18 protein-coding genes and 1 pseudogene are annotated in these 16,861 nt (G+C 63.1%); 9 read left to right on the forward strand and 10 right to left on the reverse strand.

Annotated features, from left to right (window positions below):
• Positions 1 to 14: 14 nt before the first annotated feature.
• Complete coding sequence (locus X738_RS77720) at positions 15 to 1,355, reverse strand: ATP-binding response regulator (RefSeq protein WP_023803604.1); 1,341 nt, start codon at positions 1,353 to 1,355, stop codon at positions 15 to 17.
• 8 nt (positions 1,356 to 1,363) lie between these two features.
• Complete coding sequence (locus X738_RS77725) at positions 1,364 to 2,443, reverse strand: FIST signal transduction protein (RefSeq protein ID WP_023803605.1); 1,080 nt, start codon at positions 2,441 to 2,443, stop codon at positions 1,364 to 1,366.
• 295 nt (positions 2,444 to 2,738) lie between these two features.
• On the opposite strand from X738_RS77725, the gene X738_RS77730 reads away from it, so the two are divergent.
• From X738_RS77730 to X738_RS77745, 4 genes are all read left to right on the forward strand, one after another.
• Positions 2,739 to 3,170 carry a DUF6841 family protein gene (locus X738_RS77730; RefSeq protein WP_023803606.1) on the forward strand — a complete coding sequence of 144 codons (432 nt, stop codon included), beginning with the start codon at positions 2,739 to 2,741 and terminating at the stop codon, positions 3,168 to 3,170.
• A gap of 250 nt (positions 3,171 to 3,420) precedes the next feature.
• Positions 3,421 to 3,915 (forward strand): (2Fe-2S)-binding protein, encoded by a 495-nt coding sequence (locus X738_RS77735; RefSeq protein ID WP_023803607.1) that lies wholly within the window; start codon positions 3,421 to 3,423, stop codon positions 3,913 to 3,915.
• Positions 3,916 to 4,025: 110 nt separating this feature from the next.
• Positions 4,026 to 6,374, forward strand: a complete 2,349-nt coding sequence (locus X738_RS77740) for a xanthine dehydrogenase family protein molybdopterin-binding subunit (RefSeq protein ID WP_023803608.1) — start codon at positions 4,026 to 4,028, stop codon at positions 6,372 to 6,374.
• Between the two features lie 127 nt (positions 6,375 to 6,501).
• Entirely contained in the window at positions 6,502 to 7,299 is a 798-nt protein-coding gene (locus tag X738_RS77745; protein ID WP_023803609.1) for an FAD binding domain-containing protein, read from the forward strand.
• A gap of 334 nt (positions 7,300 to 7,633) precedes the next feature.
• Here X738_RS77745 and X738_RS77750 read toward each other — a convergent pair whose 3' ends face one another.
• The 4 genes and pseudogenes from X738_RS77750 to X738_RS88585 form a co-directional block, all read right to left on the reverse strand.
• Positions 7,634 to 8,149 (reverse strand): GNAT family N-acetyltransferase, encoded by a 516-nt coding sequence (locus X738_RS77750; protein WP_023803610.1) that lies wholly within the window; start codon positions 8,147 to 8,149, stop codon positions 7,634 to 7,636.
• Positions 8,146 to 8,952 carry a copper homeostasis protein CutC gene (locus tag X738_RS77755; protein WP_084833953.1) on the reverse strand — a complete coding sequence of 269 codons (807 nt, stop codon included), beginning with the start codon at positions 8,950 to 8,952 and terminating at the stop codon, positions 8,146 to 8,148. The genes X738_RS77750 and X738_RS77755 overlap by 4 nt, the downstream gene beginning before the upstream one ends.
• Before the next feature lie 179 nt (positions 8,953 to 9,131).
• The gene (locus X738_RS77760) at positions 9,132 to 9,830 is read right to left on the reverse strand and encodes a LysR substrate-binding domain-containing protein (RefSeq protein ID WP_280811802.1); all 699 of its coding nucleotides are present in this window, start codon (positions 9,828 to 9,830) and stop codon (positions 9,132 to 9,134) included.
• 30 nt (positions 9,831 to 9,860) lie between these two features.
• A pseudogene (locus X738_RS88585) lies at positions 9,861 to 9,980 on the reverse strand (LysR family transcriptional regulator); the annotation flags it as partial.
• A 186-nt stretch (positions 9,981 to 10,166) separates the two neighbouring features.
• On the opposite strand from X738_RS88585, the gene X738_RS77765 reads away from it, so the two are divergent.
• The 3 genes from X738_RS77765 to X738_RS0144460 are packed head-to-tail and all read left to right on the forward strand — an operon-like array spanning position 10,167 to position 12,261.
• Positions 10,167 to 10,670, forward strand: coding sequence for a nuclear transport factor 2 family protein (locus tag X738_RS77765; RefSeq protein ID WP_023803615.1), 504 nt, complete (start codon positions 10,167 to 10,169; stop codon positions 10,668 to 10,670).
• Positions 10,671 to 10,729: 59 nt separating this feature from the next.
• Positions 10,730 to 11,710, forward strand: a complete 981-nt coding sequence (locus tag X738_RS77770; RefSeq protein WP_023803616.1) for an alpha/beta hydrolase — start codon at positions 10,730 to 10,732, stop codon at positions 11,708 to 11,710.
• The gene (locus X738_RS0144460; protein WP_023803617.1) at positions 11,707 to 12,261 is read left to right on the forward strand and encodes a nuclear transport factor 2 family protein; all 555 of its coding nucleotides are present in this window, start codon (positions 11,707 to 11,709) and stop codon (positions 12,259 to 12,261) included. Before X738_RS77770 ends, X738_RS0144460 begins: the two co-directional genes overlap by 4 nt.
• Positions 12,262 to 12,327: 66 nt before the next feature.
• On the opposite strand, the gene X738_RS77775 is transcribed toward X738_RS0144460, so the two are convergent.
• Positions 12,328 to 13,182 carry an AraC family transcriptional regulator gene (locus X738_RS77775; RefSeq protein ID WP_023803618.1) on the reverse strand — a complete coding sequence of 285 codons (855 nt, stop codon included), beginning with the start codon at positions 13,180 to 13,182 and terminating at the stop codon, positions 12,328 to 12,330.
• A gap of 110 nt (positions 13,183 to 13,292) precedes the next feature.
• On the opposite strand from X738_RS77775, the gene X738_RS77780 reads away from it, so the two are divergent.
• Positions 13,293 to 14,465, forward strand: coding sequence for an amidohydrolase (locus X738_RS77780; protein WP_023803619.1), 1,173 nt, complete (start codon positions 13,293 to 13,295; stop codon positions 14,463 to 14,465).
• A gap of 103 nt (positions 14,466 to 14,568) precedes the next feature.
• Here X738_RS77780 and X738_RS77785 read toward each other — a convergent pair whose 3' ends face one another.
• The 3 genes from X738_RS77785 to X738_RS77795 all read right to left on the reverse strand — a co-directional run bounded on the left by X738_RS77785 (position 14,569) and on the right by X738_RS77795 (position 16,011).
• Entirely contained in the window at positions 14,569 to 15,027 is a 459-nt protein-coding gene (locus X738_RS77785; RefSeq protein ID WP_023803620.1) for a hypothetical protein, read from the reverse strand.
• Positions 15,028 to 15,086: 59 nt separating this feature from the next.
• Positions 15,087 to 15,386, reverse strand: a complete 300-nt coding sequence (locus X738_RS77790) for a DUF1236 domain-containing protein (protein ID WP_031256955.1) — start codon at positions 15,384 to 15,386, stop codon at positions 15,087 to 15,089.
• Positions 15,387 to 15,711: 325 nt separating this feature from the next.
• A complete protein-coding gene (locus tag X738_RS77795; RefSeq protein WP_027156174.1) occupies positions 15,712 to 16,011 on the reverse strand; it encodes a DUF1236 domain-containing protein in 300 nt (99 codons plus the stop codon).
• Positions 16,012 to 16,365: 354 nt separating this feature from the next.
• Between X738_RS77795 and X738_RS87915 the strand changes: the two genes are divergently transcribed.
• Positions 16,366 to 16,686, forward strand: coding sequence for a DUF3606 domain-containing protein (locus X738_RS87915; protein ID WP_236376641.1), 321 nt, complete (start codon positions 16,366 to 16,368; stop codon positions 16,684 to 16,686).
• Positions 16,687 to 16,861 lie beyond the last annotated feature (175 nt).

The raw sequence follows: 16,861 nt of genomic DNA on the forward strand, positions 1-16,861 counted from the left end.
CCGTGTCTTTGGGATCAAGCCAAGAGATGCGCCAGCAGGGCGCGCAGCTGCGCCGGTTTCAGCGGCTTGCGCATCAGCTCGATGCCGGCGGCGCGGGCGGCTTTGGCGACGGTCTCCGAACCGTCGGCGGTGACGATCAGCGCCGGCACGGCGCGGCTGAGATAATCGCGGACCTCGGCGATGGTCGTGGTGCCGAGGTCGCCGCCATCGAGATGCTGGTCGGCGATGACGATGTCCGGCACCCAGTCCGTATCGCCGAGCATCTCGAGCGCGGCATCGGTCGAGGTGGCGGGGCGCACCAGGCATTGCCAGCGCTCGAGCAGGGATGTCATCGCCTGCAGCACCTCGACGTCGTTCTCGACCAGCAGCACCTTCGTGCCGAACAGACCGTAGCCGCGCGGCCGCTCCATGTCGGCGCTGCTGGCAATGGCATCGACGCTGGCGCCGATCCCGACGGGAACGTCGATGTGGAAAATCGTGCCGTGTCCGACTTTCGACGAGAACGTCACGGGATGGCCGAGTGCGGCGGCGATGCGGCGCACGATGGCCAGACCCAGTCCCAGCCCGCCGCCGGCTAGCCCGGCATCGGTCGGGATCGTGCCGCGGTGGAATTCTTCGAACACGGCCTCGCGCTGGTCGTCGGGGATACCGCAGCCGGTATCGGCGACATCGATGCGGATCGTGTCGCCGCGATGCCTGGTGCCAACCAGCACGCCGCCGGAGCGGGTGTAGCGCAGCGCGTTGGAAAGGATGTTCTGCAGGATGCGGCGCAGCAAGGTGCGGTCCGAGCGCACGACGGCGTTGACCGGCCGGAATTTTAGCGTCAGGCCCTTCAACTCGGCGACCGGCAGGAAATCCGAGCGCAGCGACGAAAACAGCACCTCCAGGCTGACGTCGCCGATCTCGGGCTGCACGACGCCGGCGTCGAGCTTGGAGATGTCGAGCAGGGTGCGGAGCAGATCCTCCATCGTCTCCAGCGACCGCTCGACCTGCCGGACCAGTTTTTTGCCTTCGTCGCTGGTCTGCACTTCGGCCAGCGCCGAGACGGAGAGATGCGCGGCGTTCAGCGGTTGCAACACGTCGTGGCTGGCGGCTGCCAGGAACCTGGTCTTGGACAGGTTCGCCAGTTCGGCGTTTTCCTTGGCCGCGCTCAAATCGATGTTGGATTGTTCCAATCTGCGCAGTGTCGAGTGCAGTTCCTCGGTGCGCGTACGCACTCGATTCTCGAGCGAAATCGCGGTCTGGAACAGCGAGAACGCGTTGCCTTGCTGGTCCATCGAGCGCTCGACGCGGCTGACAAGGGCTGCGTTGATCTTCTTCAGCTTCTCCAGGTCGTTGATGTCCCTGAGCGGCATGAAACCTCCTACTCCGCCGCCTGCCGCTCTCCGAAGGCGATGCCGGTGAACGTCTGGTTCAGATGCATCGACCGGTACTGCTCGCCATAGGTGCCGAAGCCGATGACGTTGTTGACCTTGTAGAGTTCCGACATCTCCCGAAAGACCTGGCGGTTGCGCGCATCGAGCCTGCGCAGCACGCAGTCAAAGGCGAGGATCATGTCGATGCCGCCAAGCCTTTCCTCGACATCCCTGAAGGCGGCACGCGTCGATTCAACCATGTTCTTGGGTCGGGCGATGGACAGGACGACGCCATCGTCGATGGCGCAGAAGAACGACAGCGAGCCGTCCGCGTGCATCTTCTGAATCGAGCGGCAGTAAAACTCGCCGCCGACTTTCACCACCACCGGATGCGAAGCGAAACTCAGCGGCGTCAGCATCTGCGGGATGACGCCGACCGAGGCGGCATATTCCTCGGCGGCATTGGTGGCGTTGAATTCGCGCACGGTGCGGTGATCGGGATCGGACGCGGTCACCACCAGCTTCTCGTCGGTGGGGACGAAATTGTCGGTCTTGAACACGTGGAAGGGAATTTCCGTGGTGATCAGCACGATGATGGCGCAGTCGCAGGCAACCTTGCCGTTCGAGATCAGCCGCGTCGTCTCGAACTTCAAATCATCGCCTGCCGACCCGCCGATCAGTGGAATATCGTCGAGTCCCCAATGGATGGCGGAGGTGACCGCTTCCTCGGCATAGGACAGCCCGTCGATGAGGCAGAGCGCGAAAGTGGTGTCGGCTCGCTCGTGCCCGACGCGGCCGCGCAACGAACGCCTCAGCGCCTCGACTTCGCCGGTGATCCCGTCCATGCCCGATGAGGACAGATTTTCGACCATGGTGCTGGCTGCCGAAAAAGATGCGGAGGGAAGCAGCATGGCCATGACCTGGCCGTCCTCCAGGCCTTTGGGCGTTATCTCGCCGGCCGTCGAGCAGCCGGCATAGCGGAGCGCCGGCGCGTGGTTGTTCAGCGCTTCCGAAAGGGCGACTGCATCAAGCAGGCTTTGCGAGAAAAACAGCAGGCCAAACCCAGCGTCGATGGCCGCGGCTTCCATTGCCACCGCCCGGGCGAACGCATCCGCGTCGGGTTCGTCGGTGGTGAGAACCGATAGGCCGCATGCATAGCGCGTCCGTGAACTGGCCAGCGGCTTCCTCCTCTATTTCCTCCGACGCTCTTTTTGTGCGCGGCTCTTTTTTTGTGCTCCTGGCGCGCCGGCGTCGACGTCATTGTTGTCTTCAAGTGCTACTTTGGCAATGAGCCAACATGACGGATTTGAATTTTCTGCTGTTTTTGACGGCATCGGCGCTCAGAAACGTCAGATCCAGAACCACAGCGGAAGGGAGTTATCCATGGACGCCCAGGTCAGGAAGCTATTCGAACGGTACGAGCGGCTTTTCCGGAAATCCCTCGCCGGTGATGCCGACATGGACGAAGTCACATCGGTCTATGCTTCCGCCTTCATTGCAGCGTCGCCTGCCGGCATCATGGTCGGGAAGAACGACGACCAGCTCAAGCAGGCTATGGAACAAGGCTATGCTCGCTATCGAGCGATCGGCACCAAGGAGATGCGAATACGCGATGTTCGCATTTCGCCGATTGACGAGCATCATTGCGTTGCCCACGTCGCCTGGACGTCGATCTTCGCGCGCAAAGGCCAAACCGACGTCACGATCGATTTCGACGTCCACTACCTCGTGCAGAAGCTGGCCGGAGAGCCTAAAATTTTTGGCTGGGTGTCAGGCGACGAGCAGGAGGTTCTCAGAAAGCACGGCATCGCCTGAAATCGGCCTGGCCAGGCTCGGCCGCAAGGCGGCATCGCCAGGCGACCATGGTTCGTTACGCTCCGCCGTTTGCCTGTCTTTGCGTGACCGAAAGTACAATAGGCGGATTTTCGGCCGAACTGCATTCTCGCAATCTCGGCATTCCGCGGCACTATTTCCCGTGCTCTATGCGGTATAAGAATAGCGGACAGATGGAGGGCTCGGGCACCACCGACGCCAAAACGACCAAGGTAGCACCCAGGGAGGTTTCATGTCGGAGATATCATTGACGGTGAACGGAAAGCGGGTCAGCGGTGCTGCCGAAGACCGGACGCTTCTGGTTCATTTCTTGAGGGAGAATCTCGGCCTGACCGGGACGCATGTCGGCTGCGACACCTCGCAATGCGGCGCCTGTGTGATCCATGTCGACGGCAAGGCGGTAAAATCCTGCACGATGCTTGCGGTGCAAGCCTCCGGGTCAAGCGTCGTGACCATCGAAGGTCTGGCGGACGGCGCCGACCTGCATCCGATGCAGGCGGCGTTCAAGGAGCATCACGGCCTGCAATGCGGCTTCTGCACGCCGGGCATGATCATGGCGGCGACCGACATGGTCAACCGCCATCCCGAAGGCATCGACGAGGCCACGGTGCGGGCCGAGCTCGAAGGCAACATCTGCCGCTGCACCGGCTACCACAACATCGTGAAGGCGATCCTCGCCGCATCGGAGACGATGTCTTCGAAGGGCAAGGCCAGGCAAGCTGCATGAGGGCAGTAAGGGAGTAGGGCAGTAAGGCAGTAGGGGAAGTCGGCTCAAATCCCTACTGCCCTACTGCCTTACTCCCCTATTCCCCTACTTTTTCGGGAGGAATTTCTGCGATGGGCATTGAAGGTGTTGGCGCTCGTGTAGCGCGCAAGGAAGACAAGCGGTTCATTACCGGCGCCGGGCGCTATGTCGACGACATGGTGGTTCCCGGCATGAAGCATGCGGCCTTCGTGCGCAGCCCGCATGCGCATGCTGAGATCAAGAAGATCGATGTCAAAAAGGCCCAGGCCATGCCGGGCGTCATCGGCGTGCTGACCGGCAAGGAGCTCAAAGCCGACGGCATCGGCAATCTCATCTGCGGCTGGATGATCCATTCCAAGGACGGCTCGCCGATGAAGATGGGGGCGTGGTCGCCGCTGGCCTTCGACAGGGTCCGCTATGTCGGCGACGCGGTGGTGGTCGTGGTTGCCGAGACCAAAGGCCAGGCGCGCGATGCGGCCGAAGCGGTCGACATCACCTACGAAGAACTGAAGGCAGTCGTCGACGCTCCGAAGGCGCTCGAAAGGAGTGCGCCACAGATCCATCCGGAAGCCGACGGCAATCTGATTTTCGACTGGGAGCTCGGCGACAGCGCGGCGACCAACGCGGCAATCAAGGCAGCTGCCCACATCACCCGCATGAAGATCGTCAACAACCGGCTGGTGCCCAACGCCATGGAGCCGCGCGCAGCGCTTGGTCACTACGATAAGGCCGAGGACCACTATACCTGCTGGACGACCTCGCAGAACCCGCATCTGGCACGCCTGGTGATGAGCGCCTTCTACAATGTCGCGCCGGAAAACAAGCTGCGCGTCATCGCGCCGGATGTCGGCGGCGGATTCGGTTCGAAGATCTACATCTATCCGGAAGAAATCATCTGTCTGTGGGCCTCGAAGAAGACCGGCGTGCCGGTCAAATGGGTGGCCGACCGCACCGAGAGCTTTCTCACCGACGCCCATGGCCGCGACCATGTCTCGACGGTCGAAATGGCCTTCGACAAGGACAACAGGATCACCGGGCTGAAGGTCGACACCATCGCCAATCTCGGCGCCTACATGTCGCTGTTCTCGTCCTGTGTGCCGACCTATCTCTACGCGACGCTGTTGTCGGGCCAGTACGACATCCCGGCGATCCACGCCAATGTGCGCGCCGTCTACACCAACACCGCGCCGGTCGACGCCTATCGCGGGGCAGGGCGGCCGGAGGCCACCTATCTGCTCGAACGCACCATGGAGACCGCCGCACGCGAGCTGGGCGTGTCGCCGGCGGAACTTCGCCGGAAGAACTTCATCACCTCGTTCCCGCACCAGACCCCGGTCATCATGAACTATGATGCCGGCGATTATGCCGCTTCGCTGGACGCGGCGATGGCCGCTGCCGATTATGCCGGTTTTGCCCAGCGCAAGGCCAACGCTGTCAACAGAGGCAAGCTGCGCGGCATCGGCATGAGCTGCTATATCGAGGCCTGCGGGCTGGCGCCGTCGGCGGCGGTCGGCAGTCTTGGAGCGGGTGTCGGCCTTTGGGAAAGTGCCGAGGTGCGCGTCAACGCCGCCGGAACCATCGAGGTGCTGACCGGCTCGCACAGCCACGGCCAGGGCCATGAGACGACCTTCGCGCAACTGGTCAACCAGCGCTTCGGCGTGCCGATCGACAGCGTCTCGATCGTCCACGGCGATACCGACAAGGTGCAGATGGGCATGGGCACCTACGGCTCGCGCTCGGGGGCCGTCGGCATGTCGGCTGTCGCCAAGGCGCTCGACAAGGTCGAGGCCAAGGCCAAGAAGATCGCCGCCCATCTGCTCGAGGCCGACGAGGGCGACATCGTCATCGAAAACGGCGCCTTGAAGGTCGCCGGCACCGACAAACAAGTGCCGTGGTTCCAGATGGCGCTTGCTGCCTACACCGCCCACAACCTGCCTGGCGGCATGGAGCCGGGGCTGAAGGAGACCTCATTCTACGATCCGTCGAACTTCACCTTCCCGGCCGGCTGCTATGTCTGCGAGGTCGAGATCGATCCCGAGACCGGCGTGACCGAGGTCGTCCAGTTCGTCGCGGCCGACGATTTCGGCAACATCATCAACCCGATGATCGTCGAGGGCCAGGTGCATGGCGGCGTCGCCCAGGGGATCGGCCAGGCCTTGCTGGAAGGCACCCGCTACGATGCCAGCGGCCAGCTTTTGACGGCGAGTTACATGGACTACACCATGCCGCGCGCCGACGACCTGCCGTCGTTCAAGGTCTCGACCTCGAACACGCCGTGCCCGGGCAATCCGCTCGGCATCAAGGGCTGCGGCGAGGCCGGCGCCATCGGCTCGCCGCCGGCTGTGATCAATGCCATCACCGACGCCATCGGCATCACCGATATCGCCATGCCGGCATCGCCGTCCACGGTCTGGGCAGCGATCCGGGCGACGAAACACTGAAAGGAGTGAGTAGTGAATAGTGAATAGTGAATAGTGAATAGTTAGAATTCATCGAAGCTCTTCCCATTCACCATTCACCATTCACCATTTACTATTCACTATTCACTATCTCGCACGGGAGAATCCCATGTACTCAGTCAACTATCACCGCGCCGCCTCGGTTGCCGATGCCGCCAAGCTGCTCAAGAGCGGCGATGCAAAGCTGTTGTCGGGCGGCATGACGCTGATCCCGGCGATGAAGACGCGGCTTGCCGCGCCTTCCGATCTTGTCGACCTGTCGCGGATCAAGGAACTGCAAGGCGTCAAGGTGTCGGGCAAGACCGTCACCATCGGCGCCGCCACCACGCATCACGATGTCGCCAGCGACGAGAAGCTGAAGAAGGCGTGTCCGGCGCTCGCCCATATGGCGTCCCGGATCGGCGATCCGGCGGTACGCTACAAGGGCACAATCGGCGGCTCGATCGCCAACAACGACCCCGCCGCCGATTATCCGGCGGCACTTCTGGCCCTCGACGCCACCATCGTCACCAACAAGCGCGAGATCGCCGCCGACGCATTCTTCACAGGGCTGTTCGAGACGGCGCTGGAGGACGGCGAGATCGTCACCGCGGTGACCTTCACCGCGCCGGCCAAGGCGGCCTATGAAAAGTTCCGCAATCCGGCATCGCGCTATGCGATCGTCGGTGTGTTCGTGGCCAACGGCGCGGATGGAGTCCGCGTTGCCGTCACCGGGGCCGGCGACAGCGGCGTCTTTCGTTCGAAGGAAATCGAGGCGGCACTTGCCACGAATTTCGACGCCGCCGCCCTCAACGGAGTGAAAGTGCCGGCGAATGATTTGATGAGCGATATCCACGCCTCGGCCGATTATCGCGCCAATCTGATCGTGGTGATGGCCAAGCGCGCAGTGGCTGCCGCCAACGCCTGATTTTCTGCAGCGTGCCGGTCCTGGGGAGAGGGACCTTCGCCGCCCCTTTTTCGTCGTTCTCGGGTCTGATGGGCGGAAATGCGAGGTATTGCCCAGGGCAATCGCTCAGGGTTGCGCTGCCCCTCATCGCCCTGCCGGGCACTTCTCCCCGTATAGTGACGGGGAGAAGGACGCCTTCGCAAAGGATTTCGCCAATCTCCAGCGTTGCAGAAAATGTGCCGAAGTTGCGGCCAGCCCCTTCTCCCCGTCACTATACGGGGAGAAGGTGCCGGCAGGCAGATGAGGGGCAGCGCCAGCATCGACAATTGGCCGGTCGAGCGGTTGGCTTTTGGCCTCAGCCGGTGGTCGGCCTGGTATAGTAGCGCACCGCTTTCTTGCCGCCGTGGATCACCGCGTCGCCGACCTCGACGAAGCCGAGCGCTGCGTGAAAGGCATCCGAAGCCGGGTTGGGCGGTTCGGCATTCACCTCGCAGGTGACGATGGTCTGGCCGGCACGCGAGACATGGTCGAACAGATCCTCATAGAGCCGCCGGGCATGGCCGCGGCCACGCGCTTCTCCCGCAACGACGACGCGGTCGACATAGACGAAGCGCGGATAGCGCTCGCGGAACCACAGGAAGTTCGGGCTGTCGTAGCGGGCGTCCTGGTCGAAGGTCATGATGAAGGCTTCAAGCGCGCCGATGCGGCGCGCATAGAACGCTTCGCCGAGCAGGAAGGACAGGCGTTCCGGCTCAAGCCACGACAACTCGGCCGCGTGTTCGTTGTTGAGGGCGAGGATGGCAGGCTCGTCCTGCGACGAAACCCGGTCGATCGGCAGGCGTGCCCGTTTGTTTTCTTCCTTCGCGATCATGCTTTCGCCGCCCCAATCGTCGACGCCACCAGCGCCGCGTCGGTCACCGTGTTGCGGTACTCGCGGTCGAGGTCGGTGCCGCCCATGCCAACCCGCGGATTGCGGTAGCGCATGGCGCTCGGCACGTCCTTGAGTGCGGCGAAATGCATTTCGGTCAGTCCGGTTCTTTCCCGCACCTCGGCGATGTTGTTCGGGTCGAGCCCGCCGCAGCCGAGGATGATGATGCGCTTCCCCGCCTGTCGGACGAGGTCCGCCAGCAGGGCCACGCCCTCCAAAGCGGTGTCGCGCTGGCCGCTGGTCAGCACGCGGCCGACCTTGCTGCGGATCAGCGCTTCCAGCGCATCAGTCGGATCGCGTGTCATGTCGAAGGCACGGTGGCAGGTGACGTTCAAATGCCCTGCCGCCTGCACCAATTCGCTCATCCGCTTTTCGTCGATGGTACCGTCGGCATTCAGGCAGCCGACGACGACACCGGCCACGCCAAGCTCGCGCAGCGCGCTGATATCGGCGAGCATCGAACGATACTCGGCGTCACTGTAGAGAAAATCGCCGCCGCGCGGCCGCACGATGACGTGGAATGGGATCGTCGCCAGTTCGAGAGCTGCGCGCACCATGCCAAAACTCGGTGTGACGCCGCCCTCGACGAGGCTGGCGCAGAGCTCGATCCGGTCGGCGCCGGCGGCTTGCGCGGCGAGCAGGCCATCGATGCCTTCGACGCAGATTTCGATCAGCGGCAGGCGAGTGCGTTCGGTGTCGGTCACAGGGCGATCCGTTGCTGATTCAAGACTTGCAGCCCTTAGCATCGGGCCCCGTGCCGCGAAAGCCGGAACTATTGGCTCAACGCGACGGGTTGTTGCGGTTTGCAATGCGGCCAATCAACGCCTTCAACCGCCTCAACGCCGCCATCCGGCAGATGGTCGGCGCCTGGGGTGAGCCGGACCGGCTCGCCGATATGCGTCATGGCTGGTTTTGCGGCGGCGCATCAGATCCGCAAATTGTGGGCGTTGGCGCGGACGAAATCGATGAACGCCCGCAGCTTTGGCGGGACGAGGCGACGGCTGGGATAATAGAGGTGGAGCGGTTCGTAGGTGGGACAGAAAGGCTCCAGCACCTTGACCAGCGCGCCTGAGGCGAGAAGCGGCGCAGCGAGGCCTTCGACGGCAAAGGCCAGGCCAAGCCCTTGCGCGGCGGCGGTGATGCAGAGCGGCAGTGTGTTCACGACCAGACGTGCGTCGGGCGTGAACTCGACCTGGCGTCCATCGACAACAAACTCCCAGGGCGAGATGGCGCGGGTGCGGGTGAAGGCGAAGGCGATGCAGCGGTGGGCAGCGAGGTCGGCGGGTCGTTTTGGCGTGCCGTTACGCGCCAGGTAGTCGGGGCTGCCCAACACCACCGTCTGCAACGGCCCGCCCAGACGCGCGCCGATCATATCCTTCTCGAGAAGCTCGCCGATCCGCAGGCCGGCATCGAAGCCCTGCGCGGCGATATCGACGAAATTGTCGTCGAAGATCAGGCTAAGCCGCACCTCCGGGTAGGCATCCATGAACGGCCCCATCAGCGGCTCGATCAGCAGCGGCGCGGCGATCCACGGCAGGCTCAGGCGCAGCGTGCCGGCGGGGCGGTCGCGGGTCTCGCGCAGTGCCGCGCCGGCCGCCCGGATCTCCTCAGCCGCTGGGCGCACGTGGTCGAAATAATGGGCGCCGGCTTCGGTCAGGCCAACGCTGCGGGTCGTGCGGTTGAGGAGCCGCAACCCGAGACGCTCCTCGAGGCCCTTGACCGCCTCGCTGAGCGAGGCCGGGGCGACGCCGAGTTCGGCGGCGGCGCGGGTGAAGCTTTTTTGCCTCCGCGACCTTCACGAAGGCGACGATGCCGCTGAACTGGTCGAGTCGCATTGTGAGGATATTCCAAATAGCCTTGTCGGACTATACGGGTTTTTCCGGTTAACCAAAAGCGTCATGTTGGCCCGACGAACGGGCTTCGCTGTCTCGACGGCCCGAAAGGCAAGGAGACAGGACCAATGACCAGGCTTGCTTCGCTCGCCGCCGGCGCTCTCCTGGCGGTGTCCGCCGCCCCCGCCAACGGCGGCCCGCAGGAAGACCGCAACATCCAGTTGATCAAGGACTATTACGCAGCCTATGCGACCGGGAACCCGGAGGCGGTTCGGCCCTTCCTGGCGGCCGACATCGTGTGGCGCATTCCCGGCCACCATCCGCTAGCCGGCGACAAGCGCGGGCCGGAGGAAGTGGTCGCCTTCTTCCGTGGCCTGGCCGACGGCAAATTCAGGGCTGAGCCGATCTTCTTCCAGGCGCAGGGCGATCTCGTCGTCGACATCCATCGCGGCTGGTCGAACGTCGGCTCGGGTCCCGAGATCGACCAGCTTTTCGCCCTGATGTTTCGCATCAAGGACGGCAAGATCGCCGAGGCGCAGAATTTCTTGACCGACATGTACCAGTCGGACACCTTCTACTGGACGCACTACAAGCTGAAGCCACTGCCCGGCCGACTGGCGGATGACCGCTGAGACGGCGGCCTTTAATCCGTCGCTCCGCGCTTTTCGCTCCAGGCCAAAGGAGATTTACGATGTTGAAAATCCTGACGCTGGCCACGGCAACCGCCGTCGCCCTCGGCTCAAGCGCCTTCGCCGCATCGCGCGTCGAGCGCGTTGCTTTCGCCGCGCACGGTGAGCAGATCGTCGGCGACCTCTATCTGCCCGAGGATCTGGACCCGGCGAGACCTCGACCCGCGCTGGTGGTGACCGGTGCCTGGATGACGGTGAAGGAACAGATGCCGGCCCGCTACGCCCGCGAGCTGGCCCACCGCGGCTTCGTCGCCTTGACCTTCGATTTTCGCGGCTGGGGCGAGAGCGGCGGCGCCCGCCGCCAGTATGAGGACCCCAGCGCCAAGGTCGCCGACATCGAGGCGGCGGTCGCCTATCTCGCGGCCCGGCCCGAGATCAGCAAGGACCGCATCGGCGGGCTCGGCATTTGCGCCAGCTCCGGCTACATGGTCACTGCCGCCGCCAAAAATGCCGCGATCAAGTCGGTCGCTTTGGTCGCGCCCTGGCTGCACGATGCCGAGGTGGTCGAGCAGACCTATGGCGGCAAGGACGGCATTGCCAGGCTTGAAGCCGCGGGCGATGCGGCCGAGGCCGCCTATCGCCGCACCGGCAAACAGGCATTCCTGCCCGCCGCCAGCCTGACCGACAAGCGGGCGATCATGTTCAAGATGCCTTACTATACAGAGGCTGGTCGCGGCATGATCCCGGCCTGGCGCAACGAGGCCGACCCGGCCTTTTGGCGCGGCTGGCTGACATTCGATGCGATCCAGGCTGCCCGGCGCCTACATCAGCCCTTGCTGATGGTGCACAGCGAGGCGGCTGCCATCCCGCAGGGCGCGCGCAAATTCTATGCGCGGCTGACCGGGACGAAGCAGCAGCTGTGGCTCGACAACGTCACCCAGTTCGACTTCTACGACCGCGCTGCGCCGGTAAAGTCGGCGAGCGACGCCGTTGCCGCGCATTTCCGCGCCACGCTGGGCAGTGCAGGGGAGGCGGGACAATGAGCCCTGTCACTCGCCGGTTTGTTTTGGCCTCGGCAGTTTTTGCCGCGACGCTTGCCGCTCTGCCCGCCTTGAGCACCATGCAGTCCACGGCTGCGCTGACGAGCGAAGACAAGACCGCCATCGCCGAGGCGGTGGCGGGGATCGGCCTCTATGCTGATTTGCGCGAATGGGATCGGGTAAAATCCTATTTCACGACCCGCGTCACGACCGACTATACCAGCCTTTTCGGTGGCGAGGCCGCGACCAGCGACCGCGACGCGCTGATTGCTCAGTGGCAAGGCCTGCTGCCGGGCTTCGACGCCACCCAGCATCTTATCACCAACATCGTTGTCGAAGGCGCGGGCAACGACGCGGTCGCGCGCAGCCATGTTCGCGCTAGCCACTGGATCGACACGCGGTTCTGGACGGTCGGCGCCAGCTATCTGCACCGGCTGGTGCGGACGCCCGAAGGCTGGCGCGTCAGCGCCATCTCGATCCATCGCTTGTACGAGGAGGGCGACCGCGCCGTGCTGGCCGCCGCTGCGGACCGGGTGGAGGCGGCGGCGAAATGACAACGCAAGCTTGCGCCGGGAACCGATTGGCGCCGACATTGGTGGTCCGGCCACTGCCCGATCATCTCATGTCGATGTGATGTGAACTCGTTTTAGTTCGGGAGCTTTGCCTCTCCTGAACATGCCTGGCGTCATGCCATGCATGGTCCGGAACGCACGGGAAAGATGGCTCTGGTCTGCGAAACCTGCCGCAATGGCGGCCTCTGCGAGGCCGAGCCCCTGTTCGATCAATGAGCTGGCGTGACGCAGTCTCCGGTCGCGGATATAGGCTGCAGGCGTCAGGCCAATCGCTTTCTTGAAATCCCGGATGACCTGGAACCGGGTGACGCGCGCGGCGTCGGCAAGCCGCTGCAGGTCGAACTGCGAGCCAAGGTCGCTTTCGACAAGCTCCTCGTAGAGTGAGAACCGCCGTCGCGATCCCGAGCTTTCGATCTCCTCTACCCGCCCGCTGCAATCGCCATGCCGAACGATGAGATGTCTCAAGGCGACGAGCAGCAACGTCTCGGCTTGCGCCGCGTCCTGGGACGTCGAGCTCTGGTGTGCTGCCATCAACGCTGCGGCGAGATCGCTGTCTTCGATATTCGGACGTGAGAAGACCGGAGCGTCAGCCCTGCCCAGCTCGCGGGCGAGCCCCGCCATCAGCGGCACCGGAGGATAAAACGTCCGGTAGGCCCAGCCCTCATCCGCACCCTGTTCCCCGTCATGCCACTCCTCGGGATTGACGACGGCAATGGTGCCTGCCGGAGCGACTATTTTGTGGCGCCCGATGCGGATGCGTTCGCAGCCGGCCGTGATCAGCGCGATCACATAGCTTGGGTGCGTGTGCAGCTCATAGCGATGCTGCGTGAAGCGCGCCTTGAACAGGCCAAGCTCAGGGAAGCAGGGATGGCGCCAGTATTTCCTGGCCTCTGTCGCGTCCACGGCTTTTGTCCCTGCAGCGGTCAATCTGGTTCAAGACGCCTGTTGTGCGACCATCTAATCGTGATCCAGCGGATCAAACCCGCGCTTTGCCGGCGCGGAAGGAGAGCATCATGCTGCACAATGACCCGATCGCCGCTCTGACACCAGAGGTCATCGCCTGGCGCCACCATATCCATTGCAATCCCGAACTCGGATTCGACGAGAACGAAACGGCACGTTTCATTGCCGAGAAACTGCGCGCCTTCGGCTTCGATGAAGTGCATGAGGGGATCGGCGGCACCGGGGTCGTCGGCGTCCTGCGCAGCGGCACGGGCACACGCGCCATCGGTCTTCGGGCCGAGCTGGACGCGCTTCCCATCGTGGAGAGGACCGGCTTGCCCTATGCGTCCAGGAACGAGGGTGTGATGCACGCCTGCGGCCATGACGGCCACACCGCCATGCTGCTCGGCGTGGCCAGCCTGCTCAGCCAATCCCGCGCCTTCGACGGCACCGTCTACTTCGTCTTCCAGCCAGCCGAAGAAAACGAAGGCGGCAGCCTGCGCATGATCGAAGACGGCCTGTTCGAGCGTTTCCCGGTCGAGGCGATCTATGCCGTCCACAACTGGCCGGGCTTGGAGCAGGGGACGATCGCCGCTCGCGCTGGAGCACAGATGGCGGCCGTCGACAATTTCGAGCTGACCTTCGAGGGTTTTGGCGCGCATGCCGCCATGCCGCAGCTCGGCGACGACCCGATCCTGGCCGCGGGCGCCTTTGTCCAGGCCGTTCAGCGCATCGTCAGCCGCTCGGTCGATCCGCAAACCGCGCTGGTCGTCAGCCTCACCCAGATCCACGGCGGCAATGTCGGCAACATCGTGCCGGGCAGGGTGTGGCTGCAAGGCACCTGCCGGTTTTTCGAGCCCGGTCATTCCGATCATTGCGAGAAGCTGATCGACGAGATCGCCCACGGCATTGCCGCAGCCCATGCGGTCAAGGCCACGCTCGACTACAAGAAGGGCTATCCGCCGCTCATCAACACGGCTGACGCCACGGCCCGCGCCATCGCGGCAGCCGCCGCCACCGTCGGCAGCGAGAACGTCACGACCGAGTTCAGCCCGAGCCTCGGCTGCGAGGATTTCGCCTTCATGATCCGCGAGGCAGGCGGTTGCTACGCGTGGATCGGCGTCGGCGACGTCGGGCCCGGCGAGGGCCTGCACGGCAACCGCTACGTTTTCAATGACGAGATCGTGCCGACCGTGCTGCGCTACTACGTCAATCTGGTCGAGCAGACGCTTCCCGCCTCGTGAACCGTCACAGGGAAAACTGATAGCTCAGCGGGAAGTGCCGATGTGAATGCGTTTCGTCGGCGATAAGCCGGGAAGGAGTCAGGCGCTAACCTCCCGACACATCTCAGCCGGCTGTGGCCACGAGTTGCGTTACGCGAACAGGATTTTCCAGCACTGCCTGTGCGGTATCGGCCTGATTTTCATCGACCTGCGCCATCACGAAAATGACGCCTTGTTCAACATTCGGCTCACCCGGCTGTCTGGCAACATCGGCAGATGCCTGGAGAAGCCCACCAGCAAAGCCGCCGCAGGCCCCACCGACAAGAGTTAGGCCAGCCACCGCTCCGACAGGATCAATGCCGGTGGCCTCAAAAGCACCCAGGCCGATTAACAGACCAGCGGCCGCACCAAGCGCGGCACCGCCCGGACCGCGCAGGACAGCCCTGATTTCGTCGTCGTAAGGTCCGATGACGCTGATCTGTTCTTGAGAAACTCCTGCTGCCTGAAGCGCGGCAACGGCACACGCTGCCTGGTCGCGGGAATCGAAAAGTCTGCTGATTGTTCGCATTTTGACACTGCCCATCGCATAGTCGCCCGCCGCTCGTTTCGAAGCGGCGGGCGTCTCCTCCCCTCGCGTTCAGGTCACTGAATGATCTTGACGATCTTGCGTGTGCCGGGATCAACAAGAACGGTGCGATTGTCAACGACGACGTAGCGATACTCGACGTCGGGAACCTCGTGAAGCTCGACCGTCTCGGGTATCGTTGAACCGATATTGAGTTCCACCCCAGGGAGTTCCACGGATGCGAGCGGCTGCTTTTTCACATATTCCCTGATCACGGTCTCCTGTTCAGGCGCGATGATCACGTCCTGAGCGGCAACAGCGCCAACGCTGGCCAGCAGAAAAAGGCCCGCGGCTGCGGTGGAAAGATGCATTCTCATAACTGCCTCCTTTATGTCTGTGACTTGTAAGCCCATTTGCGCTGGACGGCATCAGCGCCTTGCTTACCCAAACTTGAGGCAGCCGCAAACGTTCCTTAGCTGGGCTTCGGTCCGATTCGGCAGGCCTTTGCGTAGGACCTAAGTCTGACGCGTCGCGCCCCAAAGGACGATGCCGCGGGTTTCGGGGCGCACCGACTGCACGCTTCAATTGCTATGAACCATGGGCGCTATGAAACCGTAGGCGCTTTGAACCGTAGGCGACAGCGGAACGGCAAGACGCCCGCCGCGTCCAAGCGGCCGGCGTCTCCTCCCCAGGCCATTTCAGTCAATCGATGATTTTAACGATCCTGCGTGTGCCTGGATCGACAAGAACGGTCCGATTGTCGACGACGACGTAGCGATATTGGACGTCGGGAACTTCATGAAGCTCGACCGTCTCGGGCAGCGCCGAGCCGATATTGAGCTCCACGCCAAGCAGGTTCACCGAGGCGAGCGGCTGCTTTTTCACATACTCCCTGATGACGGTCTCCTGTTCGGGCTGGATGATCACGTCCTGGGCAGCCACGGCGCCGACACTTGCCAGCAGCAGAAATCCTGCGGCTGCAGTGGAAAGATGCATTCTCATAAGTTTTTCCTTCCTGATGAGCTGTCTTGCGCTGGGACGCATCTTCGTCGCGCCAAGCTCACCTTCAACAACGAGACAGCTGCAAACGTTCCGCGGCTGGGCTTCGGTCCGACCAGTGACGCCGTGCCGCTGGACCTAAGTCTGAATTGTCGTGCGCAAAGGGCGATGATGGCGTGTGGCCCGGAACCACGACTGCCAGCACTCGTTGCTCGCCGTGCGTCACGGGAGGAATCGATGGAGAATAGTGTTCACCAAGCCCGCTGGCTACTTGCACCGGTCTTCGCTGTCTCCATTGCCTTCCTGGCAATTGGAATAGTCGTCAGCTGATGAACGACCGACTTAACGATGTGGCTGATGGACGAAGATATCTGCGCAGCTAAGTCCCTTCCTGCGCCGATAAGGGACCACCCGCCATTCCTCGATTTGGCGGGTGGTCCCTCGTTTGCGTCCAATGTTCAAACGAGCTTTAGTGGGAAAACGGAAATGGACGACAACAACAAAGATCGATCGTTTCTCGACCGCGACCGCCTGTCGGTGGACCAGTATTACGAGGTGGAGCATTTCGCGCGAGAAAATGGCGTTTCGCCCAGCCAGGTCAGCAGGCTGATCAAAAAGAACGGCAACGATCGGATGACCCTTACGCAAGCGGTGAGAGCATTGCGCGACCGGAAGTGAAAGACGCCGCACCTTCCGCCGCGCTGCCAGGGGCGACCGGTGCCGGCAGCACGTGGTTGAGCCGTCATATTTGCTGCCTCGCTCAACCATGGCAGTGGCGCTTGCGCAAAAAACCGCAAGGTTGCGGTTTTCGTCCAGCCCGCAAGCCCTAGGTTTCCTTGTTATTGATCGGTGC

Origin of the sequence: Mesorhizobium sp. L48C026A00, from assembly GCF_000502375.1 — a bacterium.
In the GTDB taxonomy this organism is placed as follows: Bacteria; Pseudomonadota; Alphaproteobacteria; order Rhizobiales; family Rhizobiaceae; genus Mesorhizobium; species Mesorhizobium muleiense.